The sequence below is a fragment of the Actinocatenispora sera genome (assembly GCF_018324685.1).
GTDB lineage: Bacteria > Actinomycetota > Actinomycetes > Mycobacteriales > Micromonosporaceae > Actinocatenispora > Actinocatenispora sera.
Window position 1 is genome coordinate 3,373,078 of sequence record NZ_AP023354.1, and the last position, 13,511, is coordinate 3,386,588.

General features: G+C 72.1%; 15 protein-coding genes. 7 read left to right on the forward strand and 8 right to left on the reverse strand.

Going from position 1 to position 13,511, the window contains the following annotated elements; all coding sequences use genetic code 11:
• Positions 1-81 precede the first annotated feature (81 nt).
• The 4 genes from qcrC to Asera_RS16245 all read left to right on the forward strand — a co-directional run bounded on the left by qcrC (position 82) and on the right by Asera_RS16245 (position 4,075).
• Positions 82-876: a cytochrome bc1 complex diheme cytochrome c subunit gene (gene qcrC / locus Asera_RS16230; protein ID WP_030448903.1), complete on the forward strand. Its 795-nt coding sequence runs from the start codon at positions 82-84 to the stop codon at positions 874-876.
• A complete protein-coding gene (qcrA, locus tag Asera_RS16235; protein ID WP_030448904.1) occupies positions 873-1,928 on the forward strand; it encodes a cytochrome bc1 complex Rieske iron-sulfur subunit in 1,056 nt (351 codons plus the stop codon). Before qcrC ends, qcrA begins: the two co-directional genes overlap by 4 nt.
• Positions 1,925-3,532: a cytochrome bc1 complex cytochrome b subunit gene (qcrB, locus tag Asera_RS16240; protein ID WP_212804612.1), complete on the forward strand. Its 1,608-nt coding sequence runs from the start codon at positions 1,925-1,927 to the stop codon at positions 3,530-3,532. The genes qcrA and qcrB overlap by 4 nt, the downstream gene beginning before the upstream one ends.
• Before the next feature lie 114 nt (positions 3,533-3,646).
• Positions 3,647-4,075 (forward strand): HIT family protein, encoded by a 429-nt coding sequence (locus Asera_RS16245; protein WP_035298238.1) that lies wholly within the window; start codon positions 3,647-3,649, stop codon positions 4,073-4,075.
• A 59-nt stretch (positions 4,076-4,134) separates the two neighbouring features.
• Here the strand turns inward: Asera_RS16245 and Asera_RS16250 are convergent, their stop codons facing one another.
• The 6 genes from Asera_RS16250 to Asera_RS16275 form a co-directional block, all read right to left on the reverse strand.
• The gene (locus tag Asera_RS16250) at positions 4,135-4,956 is read right to left on the reverse strand and encodes an alpha/beta fold hydrolase (protein ID WP_035298240.1); all 822 of its coding nucleotides are present in this window, start codon (positions 4,954-4,956) and stop codon (positions 4,135-4,137) included.
• 170 nt (positions 4,957-5,126) lie between these two features.
• Positions 5,127-5,699, reverse strand: coding sequence for a class I SAM-dependent methyltransferase (locus Asera_RS16255; protein ID WP_211255762.1), 573 nt, complete (start codon positions 5,697-5,699; stop codon positions 5,127-5,129).
• 73 nt (positions 5,700-5,772) lie between these two features.
• On the reverse strand, positions 5,773-6,060 hold the full coding sequence (locus Asera_RS16260) for an Lrp/AsnC family transcriptional regulator (protein ID WP_030448909.1): 288 nt from the start codon (positions 6,058-6,060) through the stop codon (positions 5,773-5,775).
• A 187-nt stretch (positions 6,061-6,247) separates the two neighbouring features.
• A complete protein-coding gene (locus Asera_RS16265; RefSeq protein ID WP_030448910.1) occupies positions 6,248-7,066 on the reverse strand; it encodes an NTP transferase domain-containing protein in 819 nt (272 codons plus the stop codon).
• Entirely contained in the window at positions 7,056-7,640 is a 585-nt protein-coding gene (locus tag Asera_RS16270) for an NUDIX hydrolase (protein WP_051802842.1), read from the reverse strand. The genes Asera_RS16265 and Asera_RS16270 overlap by 11 nt, the downstream gene beginning before the upstream one ends.
• Before the next feature lie 94 nt (positions 7,641-7,734).
• Positions 7,735-8,619, reverse strand: a complete 885-nt coding sequence (locus Asera_RS16275; protein ID WP_280529733.1) for a sigma-70 family RNA polymerase sigma factor — start codon at positions 8,617-8,619, stop codon at positions 7,735-7,737.
• A gap of 68 nt (positions 8,620-8,687) precedes the next feature.
• On the opposite strand from Asera_RS16275, the gene Asera_RS16280 reads away from it, so the two are divergent.
• Positions 8,688-9,395, forward strand: a complete 708-nt coding sequence (locus Asera_RS16280) for an FMN-dependent NADH-azoreductase (RefSeq protein WP_051802843.1) — start codon at positions 8,688-8,690, stop codon at positions 9,393-9,395.
• On the opposite strand, the gene Asera_RS16285 is transcribed toward Asera_RS16280, so the two are convergent.
• Positions 9,376-10,038 carry a TetR/AcrR family transcriptional regulator gene (locus Asera_RS16285; RefSeq protein WP_030448914.1) on the reverse strand — a complete coding sequence of 221 codons (663 nt, stop codon included), beginning with the start codon at positions 10,036-10,038 and terminating at the stop codon, positions 9,376-9,378. The two genes, Asera_RS16280 and Asera_RS16285, sit on opposite strands and share 20 nt — an antisense overlap.
• 197 nt (positions 10,039-10,235) lie before the next feature.
• Between Asera_RS16285 and Asera_RS16290 the strand changes: the two genes are divergently transcribed.
• Together Asera_RS16290 and Asera_RS16295 are read left to right on the forward strand one after the other, a co-directional pair.
• Positions 10,236-11,462: a cytochrome P450 gene (locus Asera_RS16290; RefSeq protein WP_051802844.1), complete on the forward strand. Its 1,227-nt coding sequence runs from the start codon at positions 10,236-10,238 to the stop codon at positions 11,460-11,462.
• 8 nt (positions 11,463-11,470) lie between these two features.
• Entirely contained in the window at positions 11,471-11,665 is a 195-nt protein-coding gene (locus Asera_RS16295; protein WP_030448916.1) for a ferredoxin, read from the forward strand.
• A 14-nt stretch (positions 11,666-11,679) separates the two neighbouring features.
• Here the strand turns inward: Asera_RS16295 and Asera_RS16300 are convergent, their stop codons facing one another.
• Positions 11,680-13,488 carry a RelA/SpoT family protein gene (locus Asera_RS16300; protein ID WP_244843909.1) on the reverse strand — a complete coding sequence of 603 codons (1,809 nt, stop codon included), beginning with the start codon at positions 13,486-13,488 and terminating at the stop codon, positions 11,680-11,682.
• Positions 13,489-13,511: the final 23 nt, after the last annotated feature.

The window sequence follows — 13,511 nt, forward strand, 5'->3', positions numbered from 1 at the left end:
CCAACCGCAAGGTGAGGCCATGACAGTGCTACGCGGCGGTGGGTTCCGCTTCGTTGCGACGCCGAATCCGGAGGCCACCTCATGACGGCTGCTCCCGTCGATCGTCGACCACGGCGCAGCCTGCGCCAGAAGCTGGGCACCGCTGCCCGGCTGGTCGCGGCGCTGGTTCTGGCCGGTGGTGTCTACACGGCGTTCGCGCCTTCCAGCCACGCGGAGGACACGAAACAGTTGTCCGTCGCGGCCCAGAAGGGCCAGCAGCTGTACAACACGAGTTGCATCAGCTGCCACGGCAAGAACGCGGAAGGCGTGCAGGACCGCGGGCCGAGCCTGGTGGGTGTCGGTTCGGCGGCGGTCGAGTTCCAGGTGACCACCGGCCGGATGCCGATGAGCCGGCAGGAGGCCCAGGCCGAGCGGAAGACGCCGCACTTCGACGACACGCAGGCGAAGCAGCTCGGCGCCTACATCGAGTCGATCGGCGGGGGCCCGCAGATCCCCGACGGCGACCTGCGCAAGGGTGACGTCGCCGCGGGTGGCGAGCTGTACCGGGTGAACTGCTCGTCCTGCCACGGCTTCTCGGCCGGCGGCGGCGCGCTGTCCTCCGGTAAGTACGCACCGAGCCTGCACCCGTCGACGGACCGGCAGATCTACGCCGCGATGCTGACCGGCCCGCAGAACATGCCGGTGTTCGGGGACAACGAGCTGACCCCGCAGGAAAAGATGGACATCATCTCGTACGTCCAGAACATGAAGAGCGACCAGAGTCCGGGCGGTTGGGACATCGGTGCGATCGGGCCGACCACCGAGGGTCTGGCGATCTTCCTGATCGGCATCACCGCGCTCCTGTTCGCCACGCTGTGGATTGCGGGGAAGTCGTGAGCGAGACCGAAACCGACAAGGACGCGCCGGAGTTCGATCCGGACGACCCGAGGCTCACCCGGTTCGACCTGGTACGTGAGGGTGCCCGCCGGGACGGCGTCGAGATCGTGCACTACCAGCCGCGGTTCACCAAGCCGGGCAGCAAGGAAGAGAAGCGGGTCGTCCGGTTCGTGGCGCTGTGCTTCTTCATCGTCGGGCTGGCCGCGCTGGCGTTCATCGTCGCGTACGTCGCCTGGCCGTGGCGCTACGAGCCCGGGTCGAACCTGAACAAGTTCTACACACCGGTACTGGGCACCACGCTGGGTCTGGCGCTGCTGTTCATCGGCATCGGGATCATCACCTGGGCGAAGAAGCTGCTGCCCGAGGAGGTGTCGGTGGAGCGCCGGCACGACGGTGCGTCGCCGGACGTCGAGCGCAAGCTGACCGCCGCGACCGCGGTCAGCATGGTCGACGAGCTGGGCATCCAGCGCCGGCCGCTGCTCAAGGGTGCCGTCGCGCTGGGCCTCGCCCCGGTCGGCGTCGCCGCGATCATGCCGCTGGGCGGCCTGATCAAGGACCACAAGTCCGATCTGCTGACCACAGCCTGGAAAAAGGGTGTGCGGCTGATGCACGACGACGGCACGCTGGTGCGGCCCGAGGACGTGTCGGCCGGCGGGCAGATCACCGTGTTCCCGGCGATCCCGGGCGGCAACACCAACAAGTACGCCGACTCGCCGACGCTGCTGATCCACCTGCGAGACGCGGACGCCGAGCGGGCGCTGTCCAACGCGCTGCCCATCAACAAGGGCGCGCAGTGGAACAACTACCTGGCGTACTCGAAGATCTGCACCCACGCCGGGTGCCCGGCCAGCCTGTACGAGCAGCAGACCAACCGGCTGCTCTGCCCGTGCCACCAGTCGCAGTTCGACATCACCAACAACGCCCGCCCGATCTTCGGTCCGGCCACCCGGCGGCTGCCTCAGCTGCCGATCACGGTGGACAGCGACGGCTATTTCGTCGCAACATCGGACTACAAGGTTCCGATCGGCCCGGGTTTCTGGGAGCGGCCATGAAGCGTCCGAAGTTTGACCCCAAGCAGGCACCGGGTGCGGTCGCCGACTGGGCGGACCAGCGGCTGGCCGGTGCGAGCCCGCTGCGCAAGCTGTTCAACAAGGTCTTCCCGGACCACTGGTCGTTCATGCTGGGCGAGATCGCGCTCTACTCGTTCATCATCCTGCTGCTGACCGGGACGTTCCTGGCGTTCTTCTTCACCCCGTCGTCGGCCGAGGTCGTCTACAACGGGTCGTACGTGCCGCTGCGCGGCATCAGCATGTCGCAGGCGTACGCATCGGCGCTGAACATCTCGTTCGACGTGCGCGGCGGCCTGGTGCTGCGGCAGATCCACCACTGGTCCGCGCTGCTGTTCATGGCCGCGATCGTGGTGCACATGCTGCGCACGTTCTTCACCGGCGCGTTCCGCCGGCCGCGCGAGCTGAACTGGATGGTCGGGTTCCTGCTGTTCTGGCTCGGCTTCCTGGAGGGCTTCGCCGGCTACTCGCTGCCGGACGACGCGCTGTCCGGCACCGGCCTGCGCATCGCGGACGCGATCATGCTGTCCATCCCGGTGATCGGCACCTGGGTGTCGTTCGCGATCTTCGGCGGCGAGTTCCCGGGCGGCGACCGGATATTCAGCCTGCTCTACATCGGGCACGTGTTCCTGATCCCCGGCATCATCCTGGCGCTGATCGCGCTGCACCTGGCGCTGCTGGTCAAGCAGAAGCACACCCAGTGGCCCGGCCCGGGCCGCACCGAGCACAACGTGGTCGGACACCGCATGTTCCCCGGCTTCGCGGCCAAGGGCGGCGGCTTCTTCATGATCGTGTTCGGCGTGCTGGCGCTGTTCGGTGGCCTGATCCAGATCAACCCGATCTGGCTGTTCGGCCCGTACAAGGCGGCCGTCGTGTCGTCCGCCTCGCAGCCCGACTGGTACGTGATGTTCCTCGACGGCTCGACCCGACTGATGCCGCCGTGGGAGATCCGCATCCACCTGTTCAACCACGGGTACACGGTGCCGCCGATCTTCTGGCCGACCGTCGTCCTGCCCGGCATCCTGGTCGGCCTCGGCCTGCTGTATCCGTTCCTGGAACAGCGGTTCATGCGCGACAGAGCGCATCACAACCTGCTGCAGCGGCCGCGGGACGTGCCGACCCGTACCGGCCTCGGCGCGATGGCGGTGACCTTCTTCGTCGTGCTGACGCTGTCCGGCGGCAACGACGTGATCGCCGACAAGTTCGACATCAGCCTGAACGCGATGACCTGGGCCGGCCGGATCGGGATCCTGATCCTGCCGCCGCTGGCCTACTACCTGGCTCATCGCATCGCGCTGGGGTTGCAGCAGCACGACCGCGAGGTGCTGGCACACGGCGTCGAGACCGGCATCATCAAGCGGCTGCCCAACGGTGCCTTCGTCGAGGTGCACCAGCCGCTCGCGGCGCCGGACGAGCACGGCCACACCGAACTGCCGTACCGCGGCTGGGTGGTGCCGAAGAAGATGAACCGCATCGGTGCCATCGGGCCCGCCGTCAAGGGGTTCTTCGTCGCGGTCGAGAAGCCGGAGGAGCCGCGCGAGGTCGAGGCCGAGGAGCAGCGCGAGGAGCTCACCTCCGGGCGTCGCTGAGTCCACTCCAACCACGGCCGGGCCATCCCCATCGGGGGTGTCCCGGCCGTCGTCGTGTCCGGCCACCGGCTACCCGTGCGGGGCTCGGCGGGTGGATGGGGGAGGATGTCAGGCATGGGTATCGCGGTGCCGGAGACGCAGCGGTGCAGCTTCTGCGGGACGTTGGACGGGGAGTTCCCGTACACGATTCTGTGTCGGGACGACGAGACGGCGATCATGGTCACCCGGGAGCAGCGTGGGGTCGGGCACCTGCTGGTGATCCCGATCGCGCACCGGGCCACGGTGCTCGACCTGGCGCCGGACGAGGCGGCCGCGGTGATGTCCGGGGTGCAGCGGGCGGCGCGGGCGCTGTCCGCGGCGTACGACCCGGAGGGCATCTGCGTGTGGCAGAACAACGGCGTGCCGGCCCGGCAGATGGTGCCGCACGTGCACTTCCACGTCGCCGGCACGCTGCCCGGCGGCGGTACCGAGTGGGGTGAGGTGCCGCGCCTGTCGGTGCCGGAGACCGACGCGATCGCCGACCAGCTCCGCCCGTACCTCTAGGGTCTTTTCGCAGTCCCGCGTGGCCCCGAAACGGGCCCCAGGCCGGTGTCGCCGACCGCTCAGAGGGTTCGCTCGAAGTCGAGGATGCGGGTGGCCAGCGGGGTCGCCGCCCGGGTCCAGCGGAAGTGGTTCATCGCGGCGCCGGACTCCGCGGCGGTGTAGTGGTGCCGCTCGACGCCGGTCCCGGTGAACTTCGCGACGAAGTGGTCGAGCGTCACCGCCGGGGTGAGCCGGTCGCCCTCGACGCTGGCCGCGTACACCGGGACCTTGACGTCGGCCAGCCGCGCGTCGACGTCCACCCCGCACAGCGGCGGGAAGTCACCGGTGCGCACCACGTACGCCCAGTCGCGCATCACGCCGGTCGCCTGCCGGCCGCCGAACCCGAGCCGGTGCCCCGGCCAGTACCCGAGACCGGCGGACAGCGTGGTGATCACCGGCGTCACCGCGCGCAGCCCCACCCCGTACCGGCCGGGGTAGAACCGGTTCCACGGGGTGCCGGAGGCGATCAGCGCGAGGCCGGCGCCGCTGCCGCCGAGCGCCAGGTGCAGCGCGGCCGCGTGGCCGCCGAGGCTGTGCCCGATCAGCAGCGGTGCCTCGGCCCGCAGGGCGGCCAGCACGGCGGCGACGTCGTCGACCAGCTCGGCGTACCCGTACCGGCTGGTGCGGGTGGGTTGCGGGGTGCTCGCGCCGGTGCCGCGCAGGTCGGCGACCACGACGTCCAGCCCGCCGTCGGTGAGCCGCGCGGCGAACGCGTCGTAGTACGCCGCGGGCACGCCCATCGCCGGCAACAGCAGCGCGGTGCGCCCGCCGCCGGCGGGGTGCACCCGCAGCGCCAGCCGATCGTCACCGCGCGGCAGGTAGCGGGTCTCGACGGGGCTCATGCCGGTTATGTTACCGACGGGTAGCCGTGCTGGCTACGACCAGCGTCACGCCGGGCTGTCGGGGCGAGCGCGGATGGCCGGCGCCCGACGACCGCCGTGCCCGGCCGGCCGGCCGGGGTGAGCGTGACAGCCTGCGGCCCACGACCGCCGTGCGCGAACCACGGCGAGCGTCAGGCCAGCCTGGTGGCGACGAGCGCCACCACACCCGGCCCCGTACCCACCTCGGTGGCCGCGAACCGCTCGTCGGACAGCCAGGCCAGCCGCAGCTCGTCCACCTCGCCGGCGAACCGGGGCGGCCACTCGTCCGACGCGGTGAAGTCGTCCAGCACCACCACGCCGCCCGGCGCGATCAGCTCCGCCACCGCGTCCGGCCCACCCTGCTTGCCGCCGCCGTCGCAGAACAGCAGCCGGTACGGCCCGTGCCCGGACGCCGCCCGCCAGTCGTCGGCGAGCACCGTGACCGCCGCGTCGTCGGCGAACAGCGCCCCGGTCGCCGCCGCGGCGGCCGGGTCCAGGTCCACCGTCACCAGCCGCCCGCCCGGGGCGAGGCCGGCACGCAGCCAGGCGGTACCCACGCCGTACCCGCTGCCCAGCTCGCCGACCGGTCCAGCGCCGGCGGCCGCGGCGAGGGTGGCGAGCAGCCGGCCCACCTCGTCCCGGCAGGAGCGGCCGAACCCGGCCGCCGCGGCACCCTGCTTCGCTCGTACCACCAGCGGTGGCAACGGCCGCGTCGGCGCGGTCACCGCGGCCACCCGGCCACGCGTCCGCGTGACAGCGGAACAGGTCGTCGCCCGGGCACCTCGCCCGGTGCCTCGGTCAATCCGCGTCCTCGAAGCCGATGGCGAAGGTCTCCTCGAGGTCGTGCTGCGAGTACGCCCGGAAGGCGATGTGCGTCTCGGTGTCGACCACGCCGGCGGTCTTGCTGATCCGGTCGGCGATCACGTCGGCGATCTGGTTGAACTCGCGGACCCGGACCACGGCGATCAGGTCGACGTTGCCGGCCGTCGAGTAGACCTCGCTGACCCCGGACAGCGCGGCCAGCGCGCCTGCCACCTCGGGGATCGAGTCGGTCTCGCACTGGATGAGGACGATCGCGGTGATCACCGTCTGCTCCTGCCTGTCGACCTGCGCCGCGGCGTCGACCGGCGCCGCCGGCCCATGCTATCGGCCCGTCGACGGGAGTCCGCCGGCAACCGTCCGGCCACCCGGTTCGGACCGGGCCCGGTCGCGGGGCGCGGAACACCGGTCGAGCGCCGGCTGCCGTGACCGGTTCCGTTGCCTCGCGACAGGTTCAGGCGTGGACGGTGAGTGGTTCGCCGTCCGGCGTGGTGGCGCGGATGGTGTCGGTGAGCGTCTCTTCCGCGGTGACCACGGCACCCGGCCAGACGACGCTGCGCACCAGCCGGCCGGACACCATCGCGCCCGCGCCGACCACGCTGGTACCGCCGCTGGCATGCAGGTTGGCCGCGAGGTAGTCGCGGGGCGTACCGCAGTCGACGAACGCGCCGGAGAAACCGACCAGGTCGAGCTCGCCGGCCGCCTCGGCGCGGCGCCACGGCACCTGCAGCTCGCTGGTACCGATTGGCAGCGCGCACACCTGCGCCCAGCTCATCAGGCTCATCCCGGCGAACCGCTCGGTGCGTACCGGTGCGCCGAAGTCGCCGCGCGCCTCGTCGTGCACGGTGAGCAGCCGGAACCGGCGGCGGTCCCAGCCGGACAGCAGCGACCGGGCGGCCATCTCGCCGTCGGCGAGGTAGCCGTCCGCGTTGCACACCAGCACGTCCCGGCCGTCGATCCAGTCGCGCAGCCGCGCCACCCCGCCGCCGGTGCCCAGCGCCGGCGGTGCCTCGACCGAGACCCGTACCGGCCGGTCGGCGAGGTGTGCGGCGATGTCGCCGGCGCGGTAGCAGGCGTTGACGGCGACCTCGGTGATGCCCACGGCGGAAAGCCGGGCCAGCACCCGGTCCAGCAGGGCGACGTTGTCCACCGGGCACAGCGGTTTCGGCGCCAGGTCGGTCAGCGGACGCAGCCGGGTACCCGCGCCGGCGGCCAGCACGACCGCGCACAGGTCGCGGGGCGGTGCCGCAAAGCCGGTGGGGTCAGCGGTCAAGGCTGAACACCGCGGTGTCCGGGTCGTCGGCGCCGGCGAGCGGCCCGAGCCCGTAGCGGGCGACCAGCCGCGCGGTGGGCAGCGTGAGCCGGGGCAGGTCGGTGACCGGATGCCAGGCCAGCTCGTCCACCTCGATGCCGTCCGCCTCGGCCGGGTGGTCGGCCGGGTCGACGTGCGCGACGAACACCGTGTCCACCCACTGGCCGCGCGGGTGCACCACCGCGTTCGGCACCGCCGGAACGAACGCCTCCAACGGCAGCTCGACCCCGGTCTCCTCGCGCAGCTCCCGCGCGGCGCACTGCAGCGGCGACTCCCCGCGGTCGATCAGGCCGCCGGGCAGGGTCCAGCCGAACCCGGGCGGCTGGCGCAGCAGCAGAATCCGCGCGGTGTCGGGGATCCGCGGCGCCGGCGTGTCGCCGACGCTGTGCACGTCCAGCAGCAGCGTCACGCCGCCCAGCGTGTAGGTCGGAGCGACGGTACGCACGATCCGCCGGCGCACCCTCACCGGCAGCCGGTGGAAGACCCGGAATCCGACGTAGTACGCCTGCTCCCGCAGCCCGCGCTGAGACGTCATGCCCTCAGGCTATCGGCACCGCCGCGTCCGACCGGCGCGCGCCTGCAACCGCACCGTCCGTACCGGCCCGGCCACGCTCGGGACAGCACCCCGATCAGGGCAGTACGGCGAGGTCCAGGCGGGCGAGCCGGTTCGGGTCGGCGATCACCTCGTACTCGGTGATCACGTCGCCGTCGACCCGGAACGCCAGCGCGAACCGCAGCCGCCCGCCCGGCGCGACGACCGCGCCGATCCGGCCGTTCACCAGTACCAGCTCGGCCAGCTGGGACCGGCCGGCCAGCGCCACGGTGCCGCGGGCGACCTGCTGCGCACCCCGGACGACCGCGGCTGCGCCGGGCGGCAGGGCGGCCGGGTCGGAGCGGCGCACCACGTCCGGTGCCAGTACGGCGAGGATGCCGCCGAGGTCGCCGCTGCGCGCCGCGGCGAGGAACGCGGCCACCACCCGGCGCTGCCGGGCCAGCTCGTCCGCCGGTACCGCCGTGGTGCCCCGGACCTTGTGCCGGGCCCGGCTGGCGAGCTTCTTGGTGGCCACCGGGCTGCGCGACACGATCGGCGCGATCTGGTCGAACGGCACCGCGAACATGTCGTGCAGCACGAACGCGACCCGTTCGGCGGGCTCCAGCGTGTCCAGCACGATCAGCAGCGCCCGGCTCACCGAGTCGGCCAGCACCGCGGTCTCGGCCGGCTCGGCGGCCGCGCCGGGCACCTCGTCGAGCTGGCCGGCCTCGGTCGGGTCCTCCGGGCGGGCCCGGCGGGCGCGCAGCACGTCCAGGCAGATCCGGGTGATCACGGTGCGCAGCCAGCCGCCCAGGTTGTCCACCTCGTCCGCGTCGACCCGGCTCAGCCGCAGCCAGGCCTCCTGCACGGCGTCCTCGGCCGCCGTCGGCTCGCCCAGCATCCGGTACGCCACGGCCCGCAGCCGGCCGCGTTCCGCCTCGAACCGGGCCGTCAGCCCGTCGTCCGCCACCTGCACGGTCACCTCCTCCCGTCGTAGCCCGTCAACCGGAATGACGTACCCGACGCCTCAACGGTGACAGGAGAACCACGATGTCGTTGCTGCACCTCGATTCCAGCGCCAACCGGTCCGGCGAGTCGATCAGCCGGGAGCTGACCGCCCGGTACGCCGACCGCTGGCGCACCGCGCACCCCACGGCGACGTACCGGTACCGGGATCTCGCCGCTGACCCGGTCCCGCCGGTCGGCACCGGCTACTGCACGCTCGGCCGGCGGGTGGAGCGCCGCGGCGGGGTACCGCTGGGTGCGGTCGGCGTGCTCGCCGCCAACGCCGACGAGCGGCGCGAGTGGGCGCTGTCGCGGCCACTGATCGACGAGCTGCGCGGCGCCGACACCGTGCTGATCGGCGCACCGATGTACAACCTGTCGGTACCGGTGGGGCTGAAGGCGTGGATCGACCGGGTCACCTTCCCCGGCGCGTACCTCGATCCGGAGACCGGTGCGCCGCTGCTGCGCGACACCAGGGTGGTGGTGCTCGGCGCCCGCGGCGGTGCGTACGGGCCGGGCACGCCGCAGGAGGGCAACGACTTCCACACCCCGTACCTGCGGGCCTACTTCGTCCGGCAGGGGGTCGCGCCGGCGAACCTGCGGTTCGTCAACGCGGAGCTGGCGCTCGCCGATCTCGCTCCGCAGCTGGCGAGTCTTCGCCCGCAGGCCGCGCGCTCGCTCGCCGCCGCCCGCGCCGCCACCGAGCGGGCCGCCGCCGAGATCGGTACGAGCCTCACCCCGGGGAGCCGGTGACCTCGTCGGCGGCGAACGGGAACACGTCGGCGAGGCCGAGCGGGCGGCCGGGCAGCGGCTCGCCGCCGCCCGTGGCGAGCGCATCCAGGACCAGGCCGAGGCAGCGTTCGGTGAGCAGGTCGCGGTGGGCCTCGTCGAAGCCCGGCAGCGGGCGGATCGTCATGATCGCCATCGCCAGCACGTCTCCGGCGCCGATGTCGCGCCGCAGGCTGCCCTGTCGCTGCGCGGCGACGACGAGCTGGTCCAGCAGGTCGAGGATCTCCCGGCGGGCCGCGCTGGCGGCCGGGTCGCGGTGGAAGCTGTCCGGCGCCTCCTCGGCGGAGACCGACAGCCGTTGCGACAGCCGCAGGTCCAGTGAGAGCCGGACCACCCGGCGCAGCGCCTGCCAGGGGTCGGACTCCTCGGCCACGGCGGCGCGGGCGGCCGCACGGATGCGTTCCAGGTTGTCCAGGCCGACGGCGTGGATCAGCGACGCCCGGTCCGGGAACCGGCGGTACAGGGTGCCGATGCCGCAGCCGGCGCGGCGGGCGATCTCCTCCATCGGCACGTCCGGGCCGACCTCGGCGAACAGGGTGCGGGCGGCGGCGATGATCTGCTCCCTGTTGCGCCGCGCGTCGGCCCGCATCCGGATGCCGTCGGTCATCGTCGTCCTCCCACGGTCCGTGTCGCAGCCGGCGCATGGCTCTCGACGCCGGCCCTCGTCGACACGTGCCCGGATTCTCGCACGGCGGCGCGCCGGAGCGGTGACCTGCCATATTTCGCCCAGTTCATGGCGACTATCTGGACGAACTTCCTCCGGTTGTCTACGGTCAAGTGGAAGAAAACCATCCAGATCGGCAGATGGGAGAGACCGTGGCCACCACACCGGAGACACCCGTTCCTGCTTCGACGTACCCGATCGAGCGAGGCTGCCCGTTCGAACCGTCCGAACAGCTGGCCCGGTTACGCGGCACCGGGCCGGTCTCCGCCCGGCTGCCCAGCGGCCAGTACGCCTGGCTCGTGGCCCGGCACGCCGACGTCCGGGCAGTGCTCGGCGACGGCAACCGGTTCAGCGCCGACCGCGGGCACCCCGCGTTCCCGCGACCGTTCGCCGAGGCGCCGACGCAACCGATCCGGCCGCTGTCGCTGATCAGCATGGACGGCGCCGCGCACACCGCGGCCCGCCGCCTGGTCGTCGGCGAGTTCACGGTGCGGCGGGCCGAGGCGATGCGGCCGCGCATCCAGCAGATCGTGGACGACCGGATCGACGCGATGCTCGCCGCCGACCACCCGGTCGACCTGGTCTCGATGCTGTCGCTGCCGGTGCCCTCGCTGGTGATCTGCGAGCTGCTCGGCGTCCCGTACGCCGACCACCACTTCTTCCAGCAGCGCAGCGGCATGCTGCTGCGCCGCGACATCGGCGGTGCCGAGCGCAGCACCGCGATGGACGAGCTGATGTCCTACCTGGACACCCTGGTCACCGGCAAGGAACGCGATCCCGGCGACGACCTGATCGGCCGCCAGATCGTGCGCCGCCGCGCCACCGGCCGGTACGCGCGGGACGAGCTGGTGTCGCTCGCGGCGCTGCTGCTGATCGCCGGGCACGAGACCACCGCCAACATGATCTCGCTCGGTACGTTGGCGCTGATCGAGCACCCGGCCGAGGCGACCGCGCTGCGCGCCGACCCGGCCCGGATCCCGCTCGCCGTCGAGGAGATGCTGCGGTACTTCACCATCGTCGACTCGGTGACCGCGCGGGTGACGACCGAGGAGGTCGAGATCGGCGGCCAGCGGATCGGCCCGGGGGAGGGGGTCGTCGCCGTCGGTTTGTTGGCCGACCACGACCCGGCCGCGTTCGACCGGCCGGATGAGCTGGACCTCGATCGCGGTGCCCGGCACCACGTCGCGTTCGGGTTCGGCCCGCACCAGTGCCTCGGCCAGAACCTGGCCCGCGCCGAGCTGGCCGCCGTGTTCGACACCGTACTGCGGCGGCTGCCCGGGCTGCGGCTGGCCGGCGCCGTCGACGAACTGCCGTACAAGGACGACGCCAGCATCTACGGCATCTACCAGATGCCGGTCGAGTGGTAGGGGGCGGCATGCGGATCACCGTGGACCGTGACGTCTGCATCGGCGCCGGCCAGTGCGTCCTGACCGAGCCGGCGGTGTTCGACCAGGACGACGACGGCGTCGTCCTGGCGCGCCTCGACCGGCCCACCGGCGAGACCGCCGACCGGGTCCGCGAGGCGGTCGGCCTGTGCCCGTCCGGCGCCCTACGGCTCGACGAGGGCTGAACCCGCGGCCGTCCTCACGGGGTGGTGCTCGGCCGGTCGACCGAGTCGATCAGCTGGTGCACCACCTCGTCGGCGGACAGCTTGCCGGACGAGACGGCGACGAACAGCGCGTCGAGATCCGGATAGCCGAGGTCGTGCGCGGTGGACAGGAGCGGATCCTCCACCGCGAGCGACCGCTGCTGGCGGCGCAGCGCGCGAGCCACCGCCACCCGGCCGGCGTCGATCCGGTCGTTGAGTGTGTCCGCCGTCTGCTCGACATCGCCCCGGTGGAACCACTTGCCGATCGCCAGCCGGGCGTTGGCGCTGCGGGCGAAGCCCAGCCACTCCTTCGACGGGCCCGGATAGTCGTCCGCCCGGGCGGTGATGATCTCCACCGCGTCGCCGTCCTCCAGCACGGTGGACAGCCGGGCCAGCCGCCCGTTCACGTACGCGCCGATGAGCCGGTCGCCGGTCTGCGGATCCATCGAGTACGCGAGGTCGACCGGAGTCGCGCCGGCCGGCAACAGGACCCTGTCGCCGGCCGTGGTGAACACCTGTACCTGATCCTCGGAGAGGTCACAGCGCAGGGCGTCGAGGAACTCGGTGGAGGCGAGCGCATCGCGCTCCCAGCCGAGCAGCGACTGCAGCCAGTCGAGCCGTTCCGGCCCGTCGGTCGGCGCGGTACCGTTGCGCAGCCGCACCACGATGCCGTACTCGGCGGTGTCGTTCATCTGTTCGGTGCGGATCATGATCTCGATCGGCTGCCGCTCCGGCCCCATCACCGTGGTGTGCAGGGACTGGTAGTAGTTGAACTTCGGCGAGGCGATGAAGTCCTTGAACCGGCCCGGCACCGGTCGCCACAACGCGTGCACGGTGCCCAGCGCCGCGTAACAGTCGGTGTCCGGCCCGTCGACGATGATCACGATGCGCGGTGGGTCGTTCGGCTCGCGCAGTGGACCCTGCGTCATCTCGTGGTAGATCGAGGAGTGGTGCCGGGGCCGGCGAATCACCTCGGCGTCGATCCGGTCGGCCCGCAGCGCGCCGGAGACGGTGCGGATCACGTCGACCAGATAGCCGCCGTCGTCGCTGCGCTCGGACAGGTACTTGTCGATCTCCAGGAACATGTCCGGGTCGACGGTGCGCAGCACGATGTCTTCCAGCTCGGCCTTGAGCACGTGGATGCCGAGCCGGTCGGCCATCGGTACCAGCACGTCCTGGGTGGCGTTCGCGATGCGGATCTGCGAGCTGCGCGACTTGTGCTGGATGGTGCGCATGTTGTGCACCCGGTCGGCGAGCTTGATGATCAGCACCCGCACGTCCCGCCCGGCGGTGATCATCATCTTGCGGATCGTCTCCGCCTCGGCGATCTCGCCGAAGAACACCTTGTCCAGCTTGGTCACGCCGTCGACCAGCAGCGTCACCTCGTCACCGAAGTCCGACCGCAGCCGCTCCAGGGTGTAGTCGGTGTCCTCGACGGTGTCGTGCAGCAGCGCCGCCGCGAGCGTCACCGGGTCCATGCCCAGCTCGGCGAGGATCTGGGTGACCGCGAGCGGATGGCTGATGTACGCCTCGCCGCTGCGCCGGACCTGGCCGGCGTGCAGCTTGTCGGCGACCGCGAACGCGCGGGTGACCAGCGGCACGTCCGGGCGCGGATAGGTGCCCCGGTGGGTGCGCACCACCGCCTCGATCGGGGTCTCGGAGCCCTGCGACCCGCCCCATGGCAGCATCGCCCGCAGCCAGCGGTACAGCGGGGCGCTGGCACGGCGTTCCCGGCTGCCGGGCGCGGCGTGATTCGGCGCGAAAGCGGGTAGCTCCGCGCGCGACGGATTGGCTCCCAGACTCAACGGCAACCTCCTGCCCGGCCAGC

What these genes read in the sequence shown, in the direction of transcription:
- Asera_RS16280 (WP_051802843.1), top strand. Translation starts at nt 8,688, where the DNA reads ATGTCGTTGCTGCACCTCGATTCCAGCGCCAACCGGTCCGGCGAGTCG.
- Asera_RS16245 (WP_035298238.1), top strand. Translation starts at nt 3,647, where the DNA reads ATGGGTATCGCGGTGCCGGAGACGCAGCGGTGCAGCTTCTGCGGGACG.
- Asera_RS16285 (WP_030448914.1), bottom strand. Translation starts at nt 10,038, where the DNA reads ATGACCGACGGCATCCGGATGCGGGCCGACGCGCGGCGCAACAGGGAG.
- Asera_RS16295 (WP_030448916.1), top strand. Translation starts at nt 11,471, where the DNA reads ATGCGGATCACCGTGGACCGTGACGTCTGCATCGGCGCCGGCCAGTGC.
- Asera_RS16250 (WP_035298240.1), bottom strand. Translation starts at nt 4,956, where the DNA reads ATGAGCCCCGTCGAGACCCGCTACCTGCCGCGCGGTGACGATCGGCTG.
- Asera_RS16290 (WP_051802844.1), top strand. Translation starts at nt 10,236, where the DNA reads ATGGGAGAGACCGTGGCCACCACACCGGAGACACCCGTTCCTGCTTCG.
- qcrC (WP_030448903.1), top strand. Translation starts at nt 82, where the DNA reads ATGACGGCTGCTCCCGTCGATCGTCGACCACGGCGCAGCCTGCGCCAG.
- qcrB (WP_212804612.1), top strand. Translation starts at nt 1,925, where the DNA reads ATGAAGCGTCCGAAGTTTGACCCCAAGCAGGCACCGGGTGCGGTCGCC.
- Asera_RS16270 (WP_051802842.1), bottom strand. Translation starts at nt 7,640, where the DNA reads ATGACGTCTCAGCGCGGGCTGCGGGAGCAGGCGTACTACGTCGGATTC.